The following is a 20,427-nucleotide window of genomic DNA, read 5'->3' on the forward strand; positions in this document are numbered from 1 at the left end:
ACATGAGCGACTTCGAAGACCTTGCGGCCCAGTACATCGCGGTGTGGAACGAGACCGACGCCGACAAGCGTCGGGCCGGGATCGAGGCGTTGTGGGCGCCGCACGGTCGCTACGTGGACCCGATGGCCGCCGCGCAGGGGCCCGCGGAGATCGACGCGACGATCGGCGCGGTGCAGCAGCAGTTCGCGGGCATGCGCTTCCGGTTGCTCGGCCCAGTGGACGGTCATCACGACCAGGCTCGGTTCGGTTGGCAATTGGGACCGGCGGGCGCGGAGGACCTGATCGAGGGCTTCGACGTGGTCGAGCGAGACGACTCCGGCCGGCTGGTGCACGTGCTCGGCTTCCTGGACAAGGTGCCCGCTGCGTAGTGAGTGCGGATCCGGCTGCCCGAGCCCAACTCGTCAAACCCGAGTCGCTCGGGCGGCCGGCTGCCACCGAGCACGTGCGCGATACGGCACCAGGGTCGCGGTAGGCCTGACGCAGGAGGCTCACGCCATGCGCTGTGCAGCAAGTCATCGTTTGTTCGCAGCGCGGGCCGTGGCCTTCGTCGCGGTGCACTGGTAGGGGTTGCATCCGGGGCAAGGAGTTTCGTAAGGCTAGGGTTTGGGCTATGGGTGGGAATCTCTACGAAGACGGCACTGTGCGCCTCGATGACAGAGGCGTGACGATTCGGCATTTCTATTTTCCCTTCGTGAGCAGGTTCCTGCCGTACGAGAGGATCGAATCCGTGCACCTCGGCGCACTCCCCGACATCGGAGGCCGTTGGAGGATCTGGGGCACAACTGATTTCAGCTATTGGTACAGCCTCGACCTTCGGCGGCCAGTGAAGACCATGGCCATCGTGTTGGAGATCTGGGGATGGGGGAGGCCTGCGTTCACACCCAAGGACCCGGACACGGTCGCCTCGATGATCTCGGCGGGGCTTGCCCGGACGCGATAGCTACGTTTCTCCTGCACAGTGCACTGAGGGGTGTTCACCCATCGGCACCGATCGGGTTCGCCTGTGAACCTGCCAGTGGCAGAATTCACTAAGTCCGACAAACGGATTCACGCCGCGGCCTCTGCTGGCGCCGCCGACGGGGCGACCGCTACGCCGTTTCCGACCGCCTGCAAGATGCGCAACATACCTCGATTCGCGTTGATCAGTGCACGTTCATGCGCGTCACCGTCCGGCCCGGCTAGTTCGTCTGCCTGTGCCTGTATTGTCAGGTTCCACCGGTAACGGAGCGCCGCAATCAGTCCGTCCGGGTCGCCGAATACTCCGACGTACTCCGGGCGCCACGGCAGCACGCCGTCCCCGCGGCGTTCGATCTCTGCCGCTGCCTCCCGCAGTGCCTGCCACCATTGATGTGTGCTGGCCCAGGACATTGTTCTCACCTCAACGATCGTCGATCCTGTCGTGAGCGTCGGGAATGCCCACCTCTCCAAATCAGGATCGGCCCGGGACACACTGACCCGCTATTGGGGAAATCCCCTACTTCCTGGTGCTGGTGCGGGCGCGCGTTCCGCGATACACCACGCCGCAACTTCGGCCCGACTGCTTGCGCCGAGTTTTCCCATGATGTGGTGTACGTGGACTTCGACCGTCTTCTCCGAGATTCCCAGGGCGCGCGCGATCTGACGGTTCGTCCGACCCTGTGGAACAAGTGCGGCGACCTGGCGTTCGCGGCGTGTCAGGAGAGGTTTGGGTGACGAGACTTCCTGGTCCTCGAGTTCGTCGAGGATTTCCCGCACATACCCGTCGCGGTCGGACTGGATACGTTCGGCGCCCTCACGTCTGCAGAGATCGAACTTGTGATGACCGAGCTCGTCGAGTGCCCCGCTGACCGATTCCGACGCCCACTCGGCCATGAAGGGCAGAGCAGTGGTTCCCATCGCGTTCCACAGCGCGTCGCACGCGCCGACCAACTCGGCAAGGCGCGAGGGTTGAAAGCGGCTGAACGCAATCACGCCTGCGGTGAACAGTGCCGTCGACAGCCCGAACAGCGCACCCAACTCGTGAAACGCCGCAAGACTGCGGTGGGCGTGGGTACGTGCGTCGGTGAACCGATCGGATCGCCACACGGCCTGCGCACGGATCAGGGAGGTCCAGCTGATTCCCTCGCCGTCGCCGACTGTTCGCAGAATCCGTTCCGCGGCTTCGGCGTCACGATCCGCTGCCCGATACTGTTGGCGTCCCAGTTCGACACCGGCAAGAAGCATGAGGCTCCATCCCTGCGTGAGGAGCCCCGAGGGCTTGCCGGCGTCGATCGCCGGCTGAGCCACCCCCAGCGCTTCGCGGATCTGCGTTTCGGCCTCGTCCAGATCGTCGGCGAACAGCGCAGTCAGGGCGCGGTACTGGATAGTTCGGGCCAGCCTGGCCGAAGAGCCCAGCTTGCGGAAGATGACGGCCGCCCGATCCAACGCATTGCGCGCCGATGCGGCATCGTTCTGGAAGGTGGCCAGTTCTCCGACGCCGAGCCACGCGCCCGCGCTGGCCGCGGCGTCCACCTCGCCAGACATGGCCAGCACCGTCGCCAGCCACCGGCGACCCTCCAGGAAGTGGCCACGGACTCCCCAGAAGTGCGGAAGGGCGCCGGCGATGCGGGTCGCGGTGGCCGCGTCGCCGTTTGCCACGCTCCATGCCAGGGCGGCGCGGAGGTTCGGATGCGATTGTTCGAGCCGCACGAGCCACTGGGCGTCACCGCGACCACGGAACGTTGCCGCGGCAGCTTCGGCGACGGCGCAAAAGTGTTGTGCGTGTGCATGTTCGAGGCGTGCGAGGTGCGAGTTCTGGCGCACATGCGCGAGGGCGTAGGTGCGCAGCGTCTCCAACAGACGATACGAATTCGGTTCCTCTGTCGTGTCGAAGACGACCAGTGACTTGTCGACGAGGGCAGCAAGCCTGTCGTCGATACCCCCTCCGCAGACCGCCCGGACATCGTCGATTCGGAAGCTGCCCGAAAACACCGCGAGGCTGTCGAACACCTCGCGTTCGGCTGGACTGAGCAGGTTGTAGCTCCAGTCCACTGCGGCGATGAGGGTTCGGTGATGCGGTAGCGCCGCACGGTTGCTCTGCGTGAGGAGTGCGAACTGGTCGTCGACGCGCGCTGCAATCTCGTCAACGCTCAGCGAGCTCGTTCGGGAGGCGGCCAGCTCGATGGCCAGCGGCAGGCCGTCCAGACGCCGGCAAATCCGGGCAATGTCCACGGCGTTGTCGTTCGATGCTGCGGGCTGCGGGTGCACGGCCCGCGACCGGTCGATGAAGAGCTGGGTACTGTCCGAGCCCGCGATAGCGGCCGCGTCCGCGGATTCATCGGGCGTGCTCAGCCCCCGCACGTGGTGGATAGCCTCACCGGCTGTGCCGATCCGCTCCCGACTCGTCGCGATGATCCGCAGACCTGCGCACCGGTCGAGCAGTACCGATGCGATCGCTGCGACGGCGCCGACGAGATGTTCGCAATTGTCGAGCACGATCAGCGCGGGGGCCGCGCTCAACCGAGCCGCGAGAGCATCTTCCGTCGGACGATCGGGGTGTTCGGGCACCCCGATCACCGACGCGATGGTGCGCGGAACGAGGTTGGGGTCCGAAACCGAAGCAAGTTCGACCAGCCAGCAACCGTCGACAAACTCGTCGCTGTATTCGCGTGCAAACTCGAGTCCGAGACGGCTCTTGCCGGCGCCACCTGCCCCGACGAGGGTCACCATACGGTGCCTCTGGAGCAGCACCCGAAGCTCGGTGAGCTCTGACCGACGCCCGACGAAGCTGGTTACCGGGTGAGGAAGATTGTTCAGCGGCGGCGACGGCAACCAACCGCCGGAGGGAACTGACCTGTGAGCGTCCCCGAAGGCCATGGTCATGAAATTATCGTCACCACAGGCCAGGGCGCGGTCAAGCTTGGGCAATCCTTCGACCCTGACCAACCGGGGATCTGAGATCTTCGCCCAGATCGCCGATCGAGGACCGTTGTCCGCGGCGAGGAGCAGGCCCGGCATGCCGGTCATGCGGACGTGATCCGCGAGTCGATCGACGGCGCGCTGGCCGCCCAGCTCACGGGAGTCTGACCAGGAGGCTGCAGTAGAACTGGCCGAAACTCGGGGGACCCAGAACTCCCGGTACCAGTGAAGGCAGTACGGGCGCGACGGTCGTGGTCATGGCGGTCCGCGCGGTGGTCGGCGTTGGCGCCTGTGTGCGGAGGCGGGTGCAGAGGTGATGATCGACGACGGCGAGCAGCGGGTAGGGCTCGATGTCAGCGACGAAGTGGCGACATGACCGCCAAGGCGTCGCCCCTCGCGCGCGCCAGTATCGGGACATGCGGGGTGCCCGTGGCTGCCCCGAGCGTGGGGGACGGACTCGGGTCGATACGCCGAGCGGAGCTCACTCGTCGATCCACGTGGCGTGCCGTCAGCGGCGGAATCCTCGGTCGGGGTCACGTCCGCGATCGGCGATGAACGGGTCGAACCAGTGCAGTGGCTCGAGGTTGACCCCGTCACCTGGCGGCTGTTCATCGAAGAGCAACAGAACGTCGCGGTCCTCGAACAGGCTGCCCAGGGGACCGTCCCACTGGGTGTCCTGAGGATGCTCAGGGATCGGCGCGAGTTGGTCGTCGAGTTCGTCGTCGAGATGAAGGGCTCGGGCCCGGCGCAGGATCAGGTGCAATGCCATCTCCTCGGCCGTGCACGTCGGCAGCGGCTGGCGGCCCTCGTCGACGTCGTCGGCGAGGTCGTCGAATGACCGGGCCACCTGCCGCCGCCACCGCTCGCCCTCGCCCCACGTCGCCGGCGGGAACGCAGCGAACACCGACCAGAACATGTCCCGAGTCACCGGCCCGTCACCGTGCCTCTCGATGTCGTCGTAGGCGTTGTCGGCGAGTGTGCGTGCGGACAGACGCGCGAGCCACATCTGCCGCGGCGTCATCTGGAACGACATGTCGTCGCCGTCGAGGAGGTCGGGTACCAGGTGCACGAGGTGCACAGTAACCCTGGGCTGAAGACATGTTGCCGGAGTCGTCTCATCGTGCGGGAGGGTTGCTCCCGCTGCACCGCCTCCGCGGCCGCGGAGTGAGAGCGGGTCACGAGGTGCAGCAGATGCCGCCGAGCAGGACGCCCGCCAAAGTGGCAGCGTCACGGGTGGGTTCGACGTCTGGATGAGTCTCGAGGTGGTCGAGCATGGCGTCGACTGCCCCCTGGTAGGTGACGGCCAACAGCGTGCAGCGGCGGAATCGGCCCGAGCGGAGCAGCGCCAGGGGCCGCGCGGTCCACATCCCGGCGTCATCGTCCAGGTGCGGAAACGCCGCGTGGTGCCGTCCGGGAACACGTACCGCTCGGGCATGACACCGACCCTGCCCGACCTCTGCGCCGATGACGTGAAGAGGTCGGGCAGCTCACCGCCGCGGATCCGACGGGGTGACCCGGATCCGCGGCGGCGAGATCACGTCAGCCGTCGACCCGCGCCCGCGCCGCCGCTGCGTCGTCGTGCCGGCCGAGGGCCTCGAGGGCGTCCCCCTCCATCAGCGCCACACGCGTCGCGAGCGGTGGAAACTCGGACACCCGGGGCGCCGCGTCGCTGAGGACTGCGACGGCTTCCTCGTGGCGACCCGTCGCCAGCAGCGCCCCAGCGACGACGATCAGGGCGCTGCCGGAGCCGACGACGTCCTCGGCGGCGGCGTAGGCGTCGGACGCGGCGAGCCCGGTCCGCACCGCCTCGTCGTGTCGGCCCAGTTCGGCCAGTGCCCGGGCGGTCGAGTCCTCGATGTCGGCGCGAGTCCACGGGTCGGGATGCTCTGCCGCGGCACGCAGGTCCTCGAGCCCGTCCTCGTCGCCGAACTCGACCCGGGCCCGTCCACGCGCGTGAAGGACGTCGGCGAGCACATCGGGGCGGTCGGTGAGCGGCCGGGCGTCCTCGACCGCCTCGTCGAGGACCTCGACGGCGTCCTCGTCGCCGAACCGCATCATCATCAGCCCGAGCTCCCGGCCGATCTGCGTGGCGAGCTCGTGGTTTTCGCCCGCCCGGGCGAGCTCCTGGCCCTCGGTCCACGCCAACACCGCGTCACCCGGCTCGCCGGTGTCGCGCTGCGCGTGGCCGAGCCACAGCAGGGTCAGTGCGCGATCCGCGGCTTCCGCTTCCTGCGCCTCCTCGGTCCGGGCGACCGCGGTGAGCTCGTCCACGGCCTCGTCCGGGTGTCCGGAGCGGACGAGCACGACGCCGAGCCGGTAGCGGTAGACGACGGACTCCTCGCCGGCCAGTTCCGCTTCCCTCGCGGCCAGTCGCAGTCGGGCGGCCGCGTCGTCCAGCCGGCCGAGGTCGTCGCAGACCTGGGCGCTGAGGGCGGCCAGCGCGGCGGTCACGGACCGCGCGGTGTGAGCAGCCGACAGGTCGAGGGCACCGTCGGCGGCGATCAGCGCCTCCTCGAACCGGCCGCAGCCGGCGAGCAACTGGGCCAGCAACCGCAGCAGCACGGTGCGGTGGCCGGGCGCCGTCGCGGCGACCAGTTCGGACTCGACCCAGGTCAGTGCCGCATCCAAGCCCTCGTCGTCCAAGATCGTGTCGACCCGCTCGTCCGCCCGGGCCACTGCCATGTCGTCGACGAACGCCGCCGCCGCGACCGGGTCCGCCGCGACGGGCGACGCCGGCAGCGGATGTGCGGCACCGATCGGCAGGTCCCAGTGCTGCTCCACGAGAACCCTTGCGGCAGCGACCTTGTCGCTGCGGAATGCGGTCTCGTTGCGGTCGTCGAAGCGGGCCGCGAGCTCCTCTGCGGCGCGCCAGCAGGTCTGCGCCAGCTCGTCGACCGTCCATGGGCCTGCGTGTGTACCGAGGAAGCGGTGCAGTGGTGCGGCGTCGGCCCCGCGGACGTGTTCGTGGCCGAGCCCGGCGCGGCCGGCCGCAGAGCAGGTCACCGCGAAGGCGGTGAGGGCGTCAAGGTGTGCGGTCGCGTTGAGGGTGTCGTGCGCCAGCCAGCCGATGTGCCGCTCGAGCACCTCGAGGGCACGCTGATGGTTGCCCGTGACGGACAGGAAGATCAGGTGCAGTCCGATCATGTCGAGGTTCGTGGCGTTGCCGCGGGCGAGCCGGTAGCCCCGCGTGTGCAACCGTTCGGCGTCGTCGAGTCGACCGGTCCGCAGCAGCGGGACCAGGGCGTGGGCCATCGCCCGTTCCGGCTCCTCGGCGCATCCGTGTCCGTTGTCCAGCATCTCCTGCACGAGGCCGATCCCCGCCTCCAGTTCCCCAGTGGCGAATCGGAACCTGGCCTCCTCGGATCGCACGCACGCCTCGCAGTGGCTGTACTCGTCCCGCGGGGTCCGCCCAACCTCGTCGAGATGTCGGGCGGCCTCCTCGAGCCGGCCCTCCTCGAACGCCTGCCAGAACCGGGCCTGCACCACCCCGGACTGTCCGACGCCGGCCTGGCGGTACGCGGTCTCCATCTGCTCGATCGACTCGGCGATCGTCGTGCGCGGGAACATCGGGTTCGAGGCGAGCGCGTCGGCGACCCACTTGTGGAACCACAGCAGGTCGTGGTCGTCGATCTGGGTGGGGAAGGTGGCCGGGTCGGCGGCGTTGCGGCCGACGCACCAGGCGAACGAGGTGAGCAGCGCGTCCGTGTCCCCGGTCAGGCAGGCGGACTGGATCAGCCGCATCCGCACGGCGTAGGCGGAGGCCTCGTCGCCGGTCTCCTCGGCGAGGGTGATCGCGCGTTCCATCAGATCGCGTTCGGCCGGTCCGTACGATGTCGCGTCGATCTCGTCGATCAGATCGGCGACGGTGGTCTCACTCGGCATGGTCGTCCTTGTCGGTGGTGGTGGAACCTGGTGTGTGATCGGTGGTCACGGCGGCGTCGAGGCCGACGGACAGGTGCACGATGTCGGTCATGGCGTCAGTGAGGGCCGCGCGGTCGGCGGCCCGCAGCGGACGGTGTCCGGCAAGCAACGCCTGGACGTAGAGGATCCGCACCGCGCGCGACAATACGGCCTCGTCGTCGAGGGTGGCGAGGGTGCGCACCAGGCGATTTCGCCAGTTGAGGGCCAGCCTGCCGGTGGTGTCGCCGTCGGCCGCCGCGGCCTCGTCCACCCGTCCGAGGATGTCCGCCCACATCCCCCCGGTCTTGCTCGCCTGCTCGCGCCGCAGACTGCGTAGCACCGCCTCGTCGGCGACGTACAGGGCCGGGACGCTGTCCGGCTCGAAGGCGCGCACGGCCGTCGCGCAGTCGAGGTCGGCGAGCGCGGCGTCGGCACGCCCCTGCAGTCGCCGCGAGACGGCCCGCTCGGTCACCGGCGGCATGGCCAGGTGGTCGATCTCGTCTGCGACGGTGACGATCTCGACCTCGGCGCCGGGCACGAACTCAGGCAGTCTCGCGGCGATGTCCGCGTCGTAGACGTAGCCGCCGTTGACGATGGGGGCATCGGGGCGGGCGATGCCGGCTAGCTGCCGGAACTCGTCGACGGTTCGGGTGTACCGCACGACGCCGCGTCGGGCTGCCTCTCCGAAGGTCGTCGGTCCCTCGGTGGTCTCGATCGGCAGGTGCGGAACGATGAACCGGGCCAGCTCGTCGTCGTGCAGGACGAGCGCACGCAAGGCCAGGTGGTGGACCGACAGGAACGCGGCGAGCCGTCGCGGCGCCTGCGCGGCGAGTCCGATGACCCAACGGCGGACCGCGGCACCCAGTTCGGCCCGGGTCGCCTCGAGCGCGTCGTCCTCGATCAGGGATTCGCGGGAGGCCGTCGGGTGCAAGCCGGTGGTGTCGACCACGGACCGGACGAAGAACGCCCAGTCCGGCAGGAGATCGTCCATCCGCTCGGAGAGCAGCATCCCGCCGAGGTAGACACGGCTCGACTGCCGCTGGCCGGGCGAGAGCGCGAACGGCAGCACGAACGCGGTGCCCCGGGTGCCGGTCGACGGCACGTGCACCGGAAAGGTCGCGAAGGGTTCGGTACCGACGACTTCCCGGCCCAGCTCACGCAGCTCGGGCGACGGGACGACCGTGCGCTCGAGGAACGGCGCCGGCCGGGTCACCGGCTCGCCGGCAACGGTGACACGCACCGGAAGGTGGCGGCCGAAGCGGTCGGCCAGGTCGCGCGCGCCGGCGGTCGAGACGAGGCCGGTGGCGTCGTAGCGGGGAACCAGCTCGACCCGGGTCCCGACCGGCAGGTCGTCAGCGAGCTCGGTCACCGTGAAGGTGCCGTCAGCGCGCCCGACCCATTCGACGGCGGGCGAGCCGGTGACCGACCGGGACCGGACCCGGATCTCGTCGCTCACCATGAAGCAGCTGAGCAGGCCGATCCCGAACTGGCCGAGGCGGTCCGTGCGGGGCAGATCGAGGATGTCCCGCTTGGAGCTGCGGCCGACCGTCGCGAGCAACTCGCCGACCTCGGCGGTCGTCAGCCCGACGCCGTCGTCCTCGACCGCGAACACCGAACCCACCTCGTCGGAGGGCAGGACCCGGATGGTGCCGTCGTGGCCCGGAGCCGACTCGCGGCGGGCCGCGATCGCGTCGCACCCGTTCTGCAGCAGCTCACGGATGAAGACCTGCGGCCCGGTGTAGATGCTCGCACTGAGCAACTCGATGATCCCGCCGAGGTGTACCTGGAATGGACGGCTGTCGCCGTCAGCTCTAGTAGTCATCGGGGACAGAGCCTATCGAGCGAATACGACATTTCGGCCAGAGAGGTGGGTCCCTGGTCCTGCTGCCCTAGTCGCTCCACCGATGCGTGCTGTGGGCCCGGGACCTGTCTCGCCCCCACGGTGCGGCACCCTCACCGGTAGGTCGACGAGACTGGAAGCGTTCTGGAACGCCTGGGTTGTCGACCTCCCGACCGTACAGTCGATGCACGGTCGAGGTCCCATGATCCGGACGAGAGGAACACCCAAGGACGCGCACCGGCTTTCGTTGCGAGTTCCGGGCCAGGTGACGACGGCTCGAGCGTGAATCATCGTCGGCGACAGGGTCGTCGATACCTCGAGGATGGTGCAGACGCGAAGCCATCCGGACTCTATTCTAGAGGATGTTCCTGACGGTCTACGACCTGATCGGGGCCGTCTTCCCGCTATCGGAGGAGCCCCAAGATGAAACTTCAGAGGGCCGCGGTGTTGTCCGTGGCCGTAGTTGCGGCGATGGGGATCGGCGCCGGTACCTCCTATGCCAATTCGGCTCCGCCGCAAGGTGATGCGACGGTGGGTTACCAGACGTCGGTGCAGCCGGGAGGTCGGTCGGTGGCAACGGTGCTCGATTCGGGCGCCTTCAGGCTCGCTTCGGGAGGGACCGCGGTGGACATCGTCGACAACGGCGGCGCCCAGCTCGTGCGTATTCCGCTCGCCTACGGCATCGACGGGGCGCTGGTCCCGATCTCCGCCGCGATCGGCGGAGATGGACGCTCGTTGACCCTGACCCCGCAGACGCCGGACCCCGCCACTCTCGGTGTCCACCCCGTCTACAGCCAGACCGCGTACCAGAACATGGTTACCCAGATCGAGTGGGGCTGGTTGCACGGAGGTCAGGTCAACGCCAATATCGGCGCGGCGATCGGTGCGGTGGTCGGTTGCGTGCTCTTCCTGTTCGTCGGGTGCATCCCCGGCGCGGCGATCGGCGCGACCATCGGCGCGGTGACCGGTGTCGTCAACGCGAATCCGGCGGCGCAGCCCGCGGTGTTCGACTTCCTCAGGACGCTGCCCTGATCGGACGCCGACCCAGTTCGGCGGATCACTCCGAGTCGCGGCGGGTGGAGCCGGGACCGCGTCCGAGTCCCGGCCCGTACCCCCGCGACCGCGCGCCCCACGCCCGGTAGGGAGACTGCATGGTCGCAGCGGTCGAGGTCCGCGACCTCGTTCTGCACTACGGAAAGACGTTGGCCCTCAACGGAACGAGCTTCACGGTCCCGGAAGGCACCGTCCTGGGTGTGCTCGGTCCGAACGGTGCGGGTAAGACAACCGCGGTTCGGATCCTGGCCACCCTGCTCCTGGCCGACTCCGGCAGCGCGTCCGTGTTCGGTCTCGACGTCGTGACCCGGGCCGACGAAGTGCGAGCCACGATCGGGCTGACCGGCCAGTTCGCCGCGGTCGACGAGTATTTGACGGGGTACGAAAATCTGGAGATGGTGGGCCGGCTCTTCGGTGTCAGCAAGGCCGAGTCGCGCAGGCGCGCGGACGAATTGCTCGCCCGCTTCGATCTGCTCGACGCGCGGGACCGCACCGTCCGGCAGTATTCGGGCGGCATGCGCCGGCGACTCGACATCGGCGCCAGCCTGATCGGCGCGCCGCGAGTGCTGTTTCTCGACGAGCCGACGACGGGGCTGGACCCGCGGAGCCGGATCGGGATGTGGGGCTTGATCTCCGACCTCGTCCGGGACGGCACGACCATCCTGCTGACCACCCAGTACCTCGAGGAGGCCGACCGGCTCGCCGATTCGATCATCGTGCTGGACAAGGGCTCCGTGATCGCCGAGGGCACGCCCGACGAGCTCAAGAGTCGGGTCGGCGGCGAACGCCTGGAATTCGTGCTGGCAGACCTGGGTCAGGTCGAACGCGCCTGCGCGCTGCTGGCCACGATCGGACGCGAACCGCCGAGCATCGACCAGCAGACCCGGCGGGTCGGTGTCCCGGTATCCGGGGGCACCGACGATCTCGTGGAGGCCCTGGCACGGCTGAAGGCGGAGGACATCGCCGTCCTCGACGTCGGCCTGCGGCGGCCGAACCTCGACGACGTGTTCCTCAGCCTCACCGGGCATGTGGTGGACGAGTCGGACGGTGACCGGCCGTGAGGATCGTCCGGGATTCGGCGATCGTCGCGAAGCGCAATCTGATCAAGGTCAAGAGGGTGCCCGACCTGCTGGTGTTCTCGACCCTGTCGCCGATCATGTTCGTCCTGCTCTTCGCGTACGTGTTCGGCAGCGCCATCGCGGTTCCGGGGGTCAGCTACAAAGAGTTCCTGATGGCCGGGATCTTCGTCCAGACGGTGATCTTCGGCGCCACGATCACCGGAACCAGTCTCGCCGAGGACCTGCAGAAGGGGGTGATGGACCGGTTCCGGTCCCTGCCGATGGCCCGTTCGGCGGTCGTGGTCGGCCGCACCGCCGCCGACGTCGGCACCAACGTCCTCACGGTCGTCATCATGTCGATCACCGGGCTGATCGTCGGCTGGCGCATCCACTCGTCCGTGCTCGAGGCGGCGGCCGGCTACGCGTTGCTGCTGCTGTTCGCCTACGCGATGTCCTGGCTGATGGCGGTGGTCGGCCTGACCGTCAAGACACCCGAGGTGGTCAACAATGCCTCGTTCATCGTCATCTTCCCGCTCACCTTCATCGCGAACACGTTCGTCCCGAGCGACAACTTTCCCCCCGTGCTCCGCACCCTCGCGGAGTGGAATCCGGTCTCGGCCGTCACGCAGGCCGCCCGCGAACTGTTCGGGAACACCAGTGCTGTGGTGCCGGTCGCCGACGTGTGGCCGCTGCAGCATCCGGTGCCCTACACCCTGCTGTGGGTCGCGTTGCTGCTGGTCGTCTGCGTTCCACTGTCGGTGCGCAAGTACGAGCGGGCGCTGCTGTCCTGATCCGCAGCCGCGGCTTCACATCAGGGGTGATGGTCCGGCCACGTGCGGGGTGCAGTCACCGACGGTTAGCCGGTTGCCCCGCGCACATCCCAGGCGGACGCCAGATCAGTTGCTGGGGGAGGGCATCCGAGGAGCCTCCCGTGACGGAACCACCACCGATCCCCGTGGTGTGCATCCACCGACGGTGGATGCACACCATCAGCTGTGCAAACTCGGTCGCACTTTTCAACGACGCCGGATGCCAGGCGCACGCCCCGGGCCGGCCCGGTGACGCGAGCCGCCGAGTCGGCGGAACTGCTTGCCGGACCTCTTCCATCCCGGCGGCGCAGTCGGGTGTTCACGTCAGTGATGTCACGGAATCGTCACACGTCCAGTCCTGAAGGCGGGAATCTCGTTCACGTGATGCAACACCCGAACGGAAGGAATGAGCACGAAGATCGTCGTCATCGGCGGCACCGGGCTGATCGGCTCGAAGGTTGTCACTCCTCCCGGCCCGCATCCGTGGACCCACGCCGAAGCGGGTCCGGCCGATTGGTCCCTCGAAGGCGGCCGGTGTCAGCTGTGTGCGCCTACACGTATTGCCTGCGTGAGAAGCCAACAGCCCACTAACGTTCCAGCTGCACCGACCCGAACCCACGTGGGTCGACTCACTTCCGCCCAGCGGGGGTGAGTCGACACGGGCAATCGGCGACCGGCCGTGCCCGGGCCGGCATATCGTCGAATCCGGGCACTGTACGTCTATCGGCGAACGGCGCAACGACCTCGGTCGACAGAATCATGAGGGCCACGCCGAGCACCCACACCACGGATCCAGGGTCGGGGGACTGCATGGACATGGGACTGATCGACCGCATGGACAGATCACGGCGAGGACCAATGTGGCCCTGGCTCACGGCAACCTACCTGATCGTCGGTCTGACGCTGGCGCTTCTAATCCTGCTGAGCTAGTGCATGTTTCGCCTCCGGGGTGTCGCTAGTGGGCACCGGCGTCAGTTCGTCGGGGGTCAGGCAGCCGACTCGAGTTCCGGACCGGGCGCATCCGGGTCGCGGCGACGCAGCCGTGCAAGGTAATCGTTGAGATCGGTCCGGGTGTACCGCCAGTCGAACGGGCGGGCGGTGGCGTTGTAGCGGTCCTCGAACGACAGAATCCGGGTGCGAGGGCGTCCAGATCGGCGAAGTCCGCCGGGGCGATCGCCTTGCGTTGCAGGACCGAGAAGTAGATCTCCGCCCGGGTCAACCGCGACGCGTGCACCGGAAGATGCACCAATGTCGCTGTCGGCCAAGCTGACTACAACCCCGGACGAACCATCGTGCGCCCGACTGCGGGGGATGAGGTCACGCTCTGCCTGCCGTGCTCCGGCCTGCGCGCCTCAACCAGATTGGTCGAAACGCGCTGTTGTTATTGATGTTTCAACCAGATTGTGTCCCTTGAACGTTGTCTGCGAATGAAGCGGGAATGCTGGACAAACCCAACGCGCCGATGCCACGATTGCGATAGCCTGATTAGGGCGTCAATATGTTAGACGCATCGTCAGCTGGGTCTGAGATTGCACGTTCGTGCCGTCGAGACTCGGTGCCGCCGCACGCGTTCCGGCGGGGACTGTCCAGGGACCTGCGCTCGCGGGCCCACATCCCAATGTCCAGGCAAACGGAAACAGGGGGCAAACATGACAGCGGCCGATAGAACGAAAAGCATACAATCGCTGGCGCTTTACCGACTTGACCTCGAAGAGGGCAACATCGGAACGCCGGGCGCGCCGATTCTTCACCTCTGACTCCTCGTCCATGCGGTGCGAGACACCGTCACCGTTCGCGGTAAGAGGTGATGGCGCGGATTTCCGCGCGATCTACCCGCCGGAATCCGCGGCCCCACCGCACTACGTCAGCAGGACCACAGCTTCACGACGGCCGGCGGTACGTCGGTTGAAGAGTCAATTCGAAAGGCGACCTGACATGGGCAGCACGGACCTCATCACCTACTTGAACTACATGTCTACCTGGGAGACCGAATCAGACGAAAACATCGACCGCATTATTTCTGAGCAGGCTCTCTTCGTAAATCTTGGAGAATTCGATTCAGACACGGCGGTCAACGCCGAATTCACGACTCTGTACGACTTGTCGTGCGAGGTGCGTGACCTGACCGTTGCAGCGGACGCTACCCAGATTGCCGCCGACGGAGCCGCGGTAGCTGCAATCTGGTCTTTCGGACTTGGGATGGCAGCGTTCGCCGCTCTCCAGGCTGCTGAGATAATTCAGCAAAAGGTAATTTCATCGAAGTCGACCGAACTCAACAATAAGCTGACATCGGCCGACGCTGACATCTCCGGTCAAATCAACTCGCAGGTGAGTGATTACGTCGATAAATACAAGCAAAACAACAATCTGATTGCGAGCAAGGCTCCGGTGGGCCTCGACACGCGAACATGTCGCGGCCTTCTACTGCAATTCCTGGCGCAGGTGCAGAGAAACACGACGTTGGATGTCGGGACTTTCAGGCAGTACGCTGAGTCCGCGCGGCGTCTATACAACAGCGACGAGATAAACGCGGTCTACGATGCTTTGGACACGCTGAATCTCAGTAAGAAGACTGATGCCGACGTCAAGAAATTCATGGACTTTCTGGCGGGTTTTGATTTCCCCGGCAAGACTGAGATATACATTGTCCAAAATGCGTGCATAGCGATTATGTTCTACAAGTTGAAAATTGCGAACGCCACCATTAAGGAACAAGCAGAAGCTGCCGGCCTTCCTCTGGAGGAAGTGGACGCCACTGCTTTTGGTGCCATGGATGCTGTCGGCAAGTTCATCACAGTTGTCGCAGTCGTCATGTCGGTAGCGGACGTTGTGTTTGAAATCCTGGACATTGAGAACGTAGTCACACAGTGCGACAAGATGTGCGATCAACTGAACGGGCCTATCAAGCAAAGCTACCTCGACTATTTTAACGGAATAAAGACGTCGGCGCGTGCGTACAAGGCGGCAATCCAGCCCGACTCTGGCAATAGTGCCGGACGCGACATCCAGCAGATGCAGAGTCAAATACAGCAGTGGGGCTCGATCACCCAATTCGGGATCCAGATCGCAGAGATCACTGCCACGGCAGATAATCCCGATCAGAAAAGTGGAACAGCAACCAAGACGGACCGCGGGTTCTCGGGCTACAACGGGAGCTGGGAAATCGGCAACTGGGGAGACACGCTCAGATTCACCAACTAGTGGTGGTCGGCGTTAGTTCGTCGGGGGTTCAGGCCCACGCGGTGGGGTCGGCGACATAGCCTCACTCATCGACGCGCAACGACACACCCTTCGCCGGCCTGTGAAACACGGCCTAGGTGCTTCGCCGGAGCAGTGCGCGCGAGCGGGGGCCGAGCGCCCGAAGTTGCTGTCCGGCCTAGGGTTCCCGGCCCCACGGGGGATGCGTCGGCCGATCGGGACCGAGTTCCTCCACATGTGCCTGAGTCTCGGAGTTCTGCACGGGCCGTACAGACCTCGGGACATAACTCACCAAGGCTCGATAGCGGCACCGATCCGCCTGAGGTCGACGTCGCACCCTCCCCAGCTCGCGGCCCCGCCTGCCTGACCGCGACCACCGAGTCGTTCAGCACCGGCAGCTTCGACCCGAATCGGGTGATGACCCGGGTCGTGGTCGCCTGAGAAGAGGTCACCGTCCCCGTCAACTCAACCCAGGCTCAAGGCCACGCAGAGCGCCAGCCACGCGCCGATAGGCTCATCCGATGCCATCACTGAGTCCAAACCTCGCTGGGCGGGTCTTCCCACCGACGACGTACCTCGTCGGCCGTGAGAAGGTCCGCGAGTTCGCGCGTGCGCTGCGTTCGACGAACCCGCTTCACCACGACGTCGGGGCCTCACGGGCCGCGGGATTCGCTGATGTGATCGCACCGACCACCTTCACCACCGTGGTCCAGAGCCCGGCGGTGATGCAGCTCGTGCAGACCCCGGACACCGGCCTGGACCCGAGTCGAGTCGTCCACGGGTCGGAGAAGATCGAACACCAGCGTCCGATCGTGGCTGGCGACGACCTGGCCACCACCCTGACCATTACCGACGTCACCGAACGCGCCGGCAACACCATCCTTTCCACGGTCTGTGAGATCCACGACGAGACAGGCGAGCTCGTCGCCACCGTCACCTCGACCCTGCTCTGCCGAGGAGGCGTCGCATGATCCTTGGCGCCACCCCCCGTTTCGACGACCTCGAAGTCGGAGCGATCGTCGCGAAGGCGGATCTGACCGTCACTCGTGGCGATCTCGTCCGTTACGCCGGCGCATCGGGTGATCTGAACCCGATCCACTTCAACGATGCCGTCGCCGCCGAGGTCGGTCTGCCCGGCGTGCTCGCCCACGGCATGCTCACCGCAGGCCTGGCCCTGCAGACCGTTGTCGACTGGATTGCCGACCCCAGCGCCGTCGTCTCGTACGAGACCCGGTTCACGCGGCCGGTCGTCGTCGACCCGCTCACCGGTGCTGACCTGACGGTGTCCGCGAAGGTCGCCCGGCTCGACGAGGTGGAGCGCACCGCCCGGATCGACGTCACCGTCTCCTCCGGTGGTCAGACGGTTCTCGGGAAGACCCAGGCCCACATCAAGCTCCCCGCCTGATCTCCCGACGCCCCACCGACCGCGGAAGAGCGGCCCCGTCAGACTCCCTGTGTGAGGGGGCCGCTCGGTTTCTCCGGTCAGTCGGTGAGTGCGCCTCGTTGCACTGCTAGGGAGCCAGGAGGGGCGCTCTAGTCGCGCGGCGCGGTGTACGGTCTGGCTCTCCGCCCGATGAGCGCGTACGCGGGGTTGAGTGCAGCCGCATCGCGAACGGCCGCTCCCGCACCCGTGGTGTAGCGCTGGGTGGTGTTCATCGACTCGTGGCCGAGCATCCGCATCAGCGTGTAGACGCTCACGTTCTGGTCCGCCATCGCCGTGGCGAACGTGTGCCGAAGCTGGTGTACGAGAGCACCCTTCGCCCGGTCACCGTTGATGCCGGCGCGGCGGTACGCGCGTTCGACGCGGTACTGCAGGGTTCCTCGGGTGATCCGCTCCCCGTCACGTCCGACGAACATGGGATCCGCGGGCCGGAACCGGTCCCACGGACCCGCGCCGGTCGACGACCGCCTGCGGACGGTGTCCGGGAACCGCTCGGACCGGCTGACCAAGTAGTCGCCGAGCACGTCGACCACCACCGGTTCCACCGTGACCACGCGCTCCTTGTTGCCCTTGCCGTGCACGTGGATGACCTTGGCGGCACCGGGCCCGCCGCCCGCGTCGTCGCGCAGGTCACCGAGATCGACGGCGATCAGTTCCGCCGAGCGCATTCCGGTCAGCAGGCCGGTGAGGATCAACGCGAAATCCCGCTCCGGCCAGGCGCGCGCGTCACCCGCATCCGGCGACTGCAGTGTCGCGATCAGCCGTTCGACCGAGTCCGCACGGAAGGACTTCGGGACGGTCTTGGGGATCTTCGGCCGCAACACCGACGACATCGGGTTCGCGACGATGGCGTCGGCGGTGAACAGGAACTCGCACAGCATGTTCCAGGTGGACCAGCAGCGCCGGATGGAGGCGGCCTGGTGGCTTCGGGCATACTCCGCGAACGCCGCGCGCATCGTGCCCTTGCCGATCACCTCGACCGTCAGCGCGGCGACCGCCATCCCCGCGCCGCGCGCGAGGGGTTCGGCGATCGACTGGTAGTCCTGCCGGTACGCCTTGAGGGTGTTGGGGGAGGGCTTGGCGGTGCTGCGGTGAACGAGGAACTCCTCGAACCAGGGTGCGAGCCGATGCTGTCCGGGCATGGGGTCCATCTTGTCTGACCGATACGACAGACCCGAACGGCAGCTACGGTGCGCTGCGCCTGAGTGCGAGGACGACGAGGAACGGCCACGTCGACTCGATACCCGTGCAGATCCGTTCGGACAGGCCGAAGTTCGCGCCGCCCTGTGCCTCGACGAGCACCCAGACTGTCAGCACGACGAAGACCAGCGTGACCACCGTCGAGGCCGGGACGCTCAGGACCGACGGCCAGCGGTACGCCCGCGAGCCGACGAAGGCAGGCCAGAGCGTGATGGTGATGGCGCCGATGACCGCGAGGGCGACATGCGCCGGTATCGACCCGACCTCCGGTTGCGGAATCATCGCCATCGCGATGCCGGCCAGGCCCGAGGCGGCGAGGACGATACGGGCCGCCGGGCGCACCCCGTACAGTCCGGCGGCGGTGACCAACTGGCAGATGCCCACCGCGATCAGGGCGGTCGTCATCACCCACTGGTCGGTTGCGGCGTCACCGGAGAGCACGCTGATCGACTGCCGGACCGGGCTGTAGGCGGGCGGCTGCCTGCTGCCCGCGGCCAACCAGCCGCCGACCAGCAGCACCGGAGCCGCCGCCGAGGAGATCGTCGCCCACCGGGCCGCGCCGGCGCCGACGACGCCGGACACCGCCTCGTGCTCGGTTGTGCGCGGAATGGCCTCCACCCGACCATGGTCGAGCACGTCGACGGACGGCCGGGTCGATTTCGAGCGAATCGATACGGATCCGAGGCTCGAGCTGGTCCGCTACAGCGAGTGGGGAATGGCGAGGACCGCGATGCCGGAGGTGGCGCGCAGCTCGTCGAACAGTCCACCGCGGGCGGCGAGCTTGTCGGTGCGGGCGACCAGGTAGTCGCTGGCGGCGGCGCGGGAGTGGGTCCGGTCGCCGCCGTCGTCGAACAGTGCGACGCAGGCGCGGTCGTGGGTGAGGTCGTGCCGGGCCCAGTACCGGACGCCGTCGTATCCGGCCGCGTTCAGGGCGGCTGCCCACAGTTGGGTGAGGTGGTAGTCCGCGGTGGTGAAGATCTCGGCGGTCACGCCGAACTGCACGGCGAGGTTCGAGGTCAGGTCCGCGACCCGCCGCGGCGCGGCGAGTTCGAGGCGCGAGATGGCCCGCCCGACCAGTTCGGCGCTGGGGATGACCCGGATGCCGCCCCAGGTCTCGAGCAGGGTGATCTGCTCCGACTCCGCGGTGTAGCAGGTGCCGCGCGGGTCGGCGAGGTCGAACCGTCCGTGCCCTCGACTGCCGAACCACCAGGGCGCGAACGCCGCGCCGTGGGTGCGATGCAACGTCGTGCCCGCGGGAACGTCGATGGCGGGGAAGCGGTCTCGAAGGTGATCCGGCGGCGGGGGTGACGAGAGGTGTTGCGTGGCGCGGGGAGCGCTCACGCGGCCACTCGATCCGAGGCCTGGCGTGCGAGTTCGAGCGCGGGCGTCCGGTCGCCGTCGAGCAGCGCCTGTCGCGGGGTGCGGCCGCCCAGTTCGGGCTGCTCGCTCATCAGCCACGACGCCACCATCCAGCCGCGCGGGTCGGCGTGCGACCAGACCCGCAGGACGTCCTTGACGCCGGGCAGCGGCCGTGCGGGGGAGTTGTCGTCGAAGCCCGCTACCGAGTAGCCGGTGGACGCGTCCTCGGCCACGAGGCGCAGCACGCGGTGCTCGCGGACTGCCTGGCTCAGCGCCTGCTTGGTCCAGCCGGTCACCTCGAGGGTCTGCTTGTGGGTGAGGATCGGCCCGATGTGGTTCTCCCAGGCGCGTCGGGCCTTGAGCCCGGAGAGCACGTCGCGAATGCGGTGCTCGACGTACTGGACGTCGGCGGGGTTCAACTCGGTCTCGTCGATGCCGCTGGCTGCGAGTTCCGCTGCCATGACCTCGGTCAGTGGGCTGCTCATGACCCCATCCTCCATGGTCAAGTAGGTCAAGTCAAGCAGGTCAACCGATTGGATTCCGCAACATCCGCGCGGGGACATGCGCAACTCGCTCGACCAGACGCCGCCCGAAGTCGTGAAGGTCCGCGTCGTGCTCCAACTCCTGCTCACCGTGCCGAAAGCCGACAAACGGCACCGGGGCGGAGGTGAGTAGACGGGCTCTGCCTGGTCC

18 protein-coding genes and 1 pseudogene are annotated in these 20,427 nt (G+C 67.3%); 9 read left to right on the forward strand and 10 right to left on the reverse strand.

Annotation, left to right across the window (positions count from 1 at the left end):
• Nucleotides 1–2 precede the first annotated feature (2 nt).
• Together ACFXGJ_RS00120 and ACFXGJ_RS00125 are read left to right on the forward strand one after the other, a co-directional pair.
• Nucleotides 3–368 carry a nuclear transport factor 2 family protein gene (locus ACFXGJ_RS00120; protein ID WP_378615199.1) on the forward strand — a complete coding sequence of 122 codons (366 nt, stop codon included), beginning with the start codon at nt 3–5 and terminating at the stop codon, nt 366–368.
• A gap of 242 nt (nt 369–610) precedes the next feature.
• Nucleotides 611–940 carry a hypothetical protein gene (locus tag ACFXGJ_RS00125; protein WP_378615201.1) on the forward strand — a complete coding sequence of 110 codons (330 nt, stop codon included), beginning with the start codon at nt 611–613 and terminating at the stop codon, nt 938–940.
• A gap of 107 nt (nt 941–1,047) precedes the next feature.
• Here ACFXGJ_RS00125 and ACFXGJ_RS00130 read toward each other — a convergent pair whose 3' ends face one another.
• The gene (locus tag ACFXGJ_RS00130) at nt 1,048–1,368 is read right to left on the reverse strand and encodes a hypothetical protein (protein ID WP_378615203.1); all 321 of its coding nucleotides are present in this window, start codon (nt 1,366–1,368) and stop codon (nt 1,048–1,050) included.
• Between the two features lie 90 nt (nt 1,369–1,458).
• The gene (locus tag ACFXGJ_RS00135) at nt 1,459–3,984 is read right to left on the reverse strand and encodes an ATP-binding protein (protein WP_378615205.1); all 2,526 of its coding nucleotides are present in this window, start codon (nt 3,982–3,984) and stop codon (nt 1,459–1,461) included.
• Here ACFXGJ_RS00135 and ACFXGJ_RS00140 point away from each other — a divergent pair.
• Nucleotides 3,973–4,044 (forward strand): annotated as a pseudogene (locus tag ACFXGJ_RS00140) (hypothetical protein); the annotation flags it as partial. The gene ACFXGJ_RS00135 and the pseudogene ACFXGJ_RS00140 sit on opposite strands and share 12 nt — an antisense overlap.
• Before the next feature lie 340 nt (nt 4,045–4,384).
• Here the strand turns inward: ACFXGJ_RS00140 and ACFXGJ_RS00145 are convergent.
• The 4 genes from ACFXGJ_RS00145 to ACFXGJ_RS00160 all read right to left on the reverse strand — a co-directional run bounded on the left by ACFXGJ_RS00145 (nt 4,385) and on the right by ACFXGJ_RS00160 (nt 9,598).
• Nucleotides 4,385–4,945, reverse strand: coding sequence for a hypothetical protein (locus ACFXGJ_RS00145; RefSeq protein ID WP_378615207.1), 561 nt, complete (start codon nt 4,943–4,945; stop codon nt 4,385–4,387).
• Between the two features lie 106 nt (nt 4,946–5,051).
• Nucleotides 5,052–5,243: a hypothetical protein gene (locus ACFXGJ_RS00150; protein ID WP_378615209.1), complete on the reverse strand. Its 192-nt coding sequence runs from the start codon at nt 5,241–5,243 to the stop codon at nt 5,052–5,054.
• Between the two features lie 172 nt (nt 5,244–5,415).
• Nucleotides 5,416–7,758, reverse strand: coding sequence for a tetratricopeptide repeat protein (locus ACFXGJ_RS00155; protein ID WP_378615211.1), 2,343 nt, complete (start codon nt 7,756–7,758; stop codon nt 5,416–5,418).
• Complete coding sequence (locus ACFXGJ_RS00160; RefSeq protein ID WP_378615213.1) at nt 7,748–9,598, reverse strand: HSP90 family protein; 1,851 nt, start codon at nt 9,596–9,598, stop codon at nt 7,748–7,750. Before ACFXGJ_RS00160 ends, ACFXGJ_RS00155 begins: the two co-directional genes overlap by 11 nt.
• 441 nt (nt 9,599–10,039) lie before the next feature.
• Here ACFXGJ_RS00160 and ACFXGJ_RS00165 point away from each other — a divergent pair, with 441 nt between their 5' ends.
• The 6 genes from ACFXGJ_RS00165 to ACFXGJ_RS00190 all read left to right on the forward strand — a co-directional run bounded on the left by ACFXGJ_RS00165 (nt 10,040) and on the right by ACFXGJ_RS00190 (nt 17,139).
• Entirely contained in the window at nt 10,040–10,648 is a 609-nt protein-coding gene (locus ACFXGJ_RS00165; RefSeq protein WP_378615215.1) for a hypothetical protein, read from the forward strand.
• A gap of 119 nt (nt 10,649–10,767) precedes the next feature.
• Entirely contained in the window at nt 10,768–11,730 is a 963-nt protein-coding gene (locus ACFXGJ_RS00170) for an ATP-binding cassette domain-containing protein (protein ID WP_378615217.1), read from the forward strand.
• A complete protein-coding gene (locus ACFXGJ_RS00175; RefSeq protein ID WP_378615220.1) occupies nt 11,727–12,518 on the forward strand; it encodes an ABC transporter permease in 792 nt (263 codons plus the stop codon). Before ACFXGJ_RS00170 ends, ACFXGJ_RS00175 begins: the two co-directional genes overlap by 4 nt.
• A 1,953-nt stretch (nt 12,519–14,471) precedes the next feature.
• On the forward strand, nt 14,472–15,737 hold the full coding sequence (locus ACFXGJ_RS00180) for a hypothetical protein (protein WP_378615222.1): 1,266 nt from the start codon (nt 14,472–14,474) through the stop codon (nt 15,735–15,737).
• A 518-nt stretch (nt 15,738–16,255) separates the two neighbouring features.
• The gene (locus tag ACFXGJ_RS00185) at nt 16,256–16,705 is read left to right on the forward strand and encodes a MaoC family dehydratase N-terminal domain-containing protein (protein ID WP_378615224.1); all 450 of its coding nucleotides are present in this window, start codon (nt 16,256–16,258) and stop codon (nt 16,703–16,705) included.
• A complete protein-coding gene (locus tag ACFXGJ_RS00190) occupies nt 16,702–17,139 on the forward strand; it encodes a MaoC/PaaZ C-terminal domain-containing protein (RefSeq protein ID WP_378615226.1) in 438 nt (145 codons plus the stop codon). The genes ACFXGJ_RS00185 and ACFXGJ_RS00190 overlap by 4 nt, the downstream gene beginning before the upstream one ends.
• A gap of 128 nt (nt 17,140–17,267) precedes the next feature.
• Here ACFXGJ_RS00190 and ACFXGJ_RS00195 read toward each other — a convergent pair whose 3' ends face one another.
• From ACFXGJ_RS00195 to ACFXGJ_RS00210, 4 genes are all read right to left on the reverse strand, one after another.
• Nucleotides 17,268–18,317: a tyrosine-type recombinase/integrase gene (locus ACFXGJ_RS00195; RefSeq protein ID WP_378615228.1), complete on the reverse strand. Its 1,050-nt coding sequence runs from the start codon at nt 18,315–18,317 to the stop codon at nt 17,268–17,270.
• A 43-nt stretch (nt 18,318–18,360) separates the two neighbouring features.
• Nucleotides 18,361–18,993 carry a DUF998 domain-containing protein gene (locus ACFXGJ_RS00200; protein WP_378615230.1) on the reverse strand — a complete coding sequence of 211 codons (633 nt, stop codon included), beginning with the start codon at nt 18,991–18,993 and terminating at the stop codon, nt 18,361–18,363.
• 81 nt (nt 18,994–19,074) lie between these two features.
• The gene (locus ACFXGJ_RS00205) at nt 19,075–19,716 is read right to left on the reverse strand and encodes an RES family NAD+ phosphorylase (RefSeq protein WP_378615232.1); all 642 of its coding nucleotides are present in this window, start codon (nt 19,714–19,716) and stop codon (nt 19,075–19,077) included.
• Nucleotides 19,713–20,219, reverse strand: coding sequence for a hypothetical protein (locus ACFXGJ_RS00210; RefSeq protein ID WP_378615234.1), 507 nt, complete (start codon nt 20,217–20,219; stop codon nt 19,713–19,715). The genes ACFXGJ_RS00205 and ACFXGJ_RS00210 overlap by 4 nt, the downstream gene beginning before the upstream one ends.
• Nucleotides 20,220–20,427: the final 208 nt, after the last annotated feature.

Origin of the sequence: Rhodococcus sp. NPDC059234 (genome assembly GCF_042754225.1) — a bacterium.
GTDB lineage: Bacteria > Actinomycetota > Actinomycetes > Mycobacteriales > Mycobacteriaceae > Rhodococcus_G.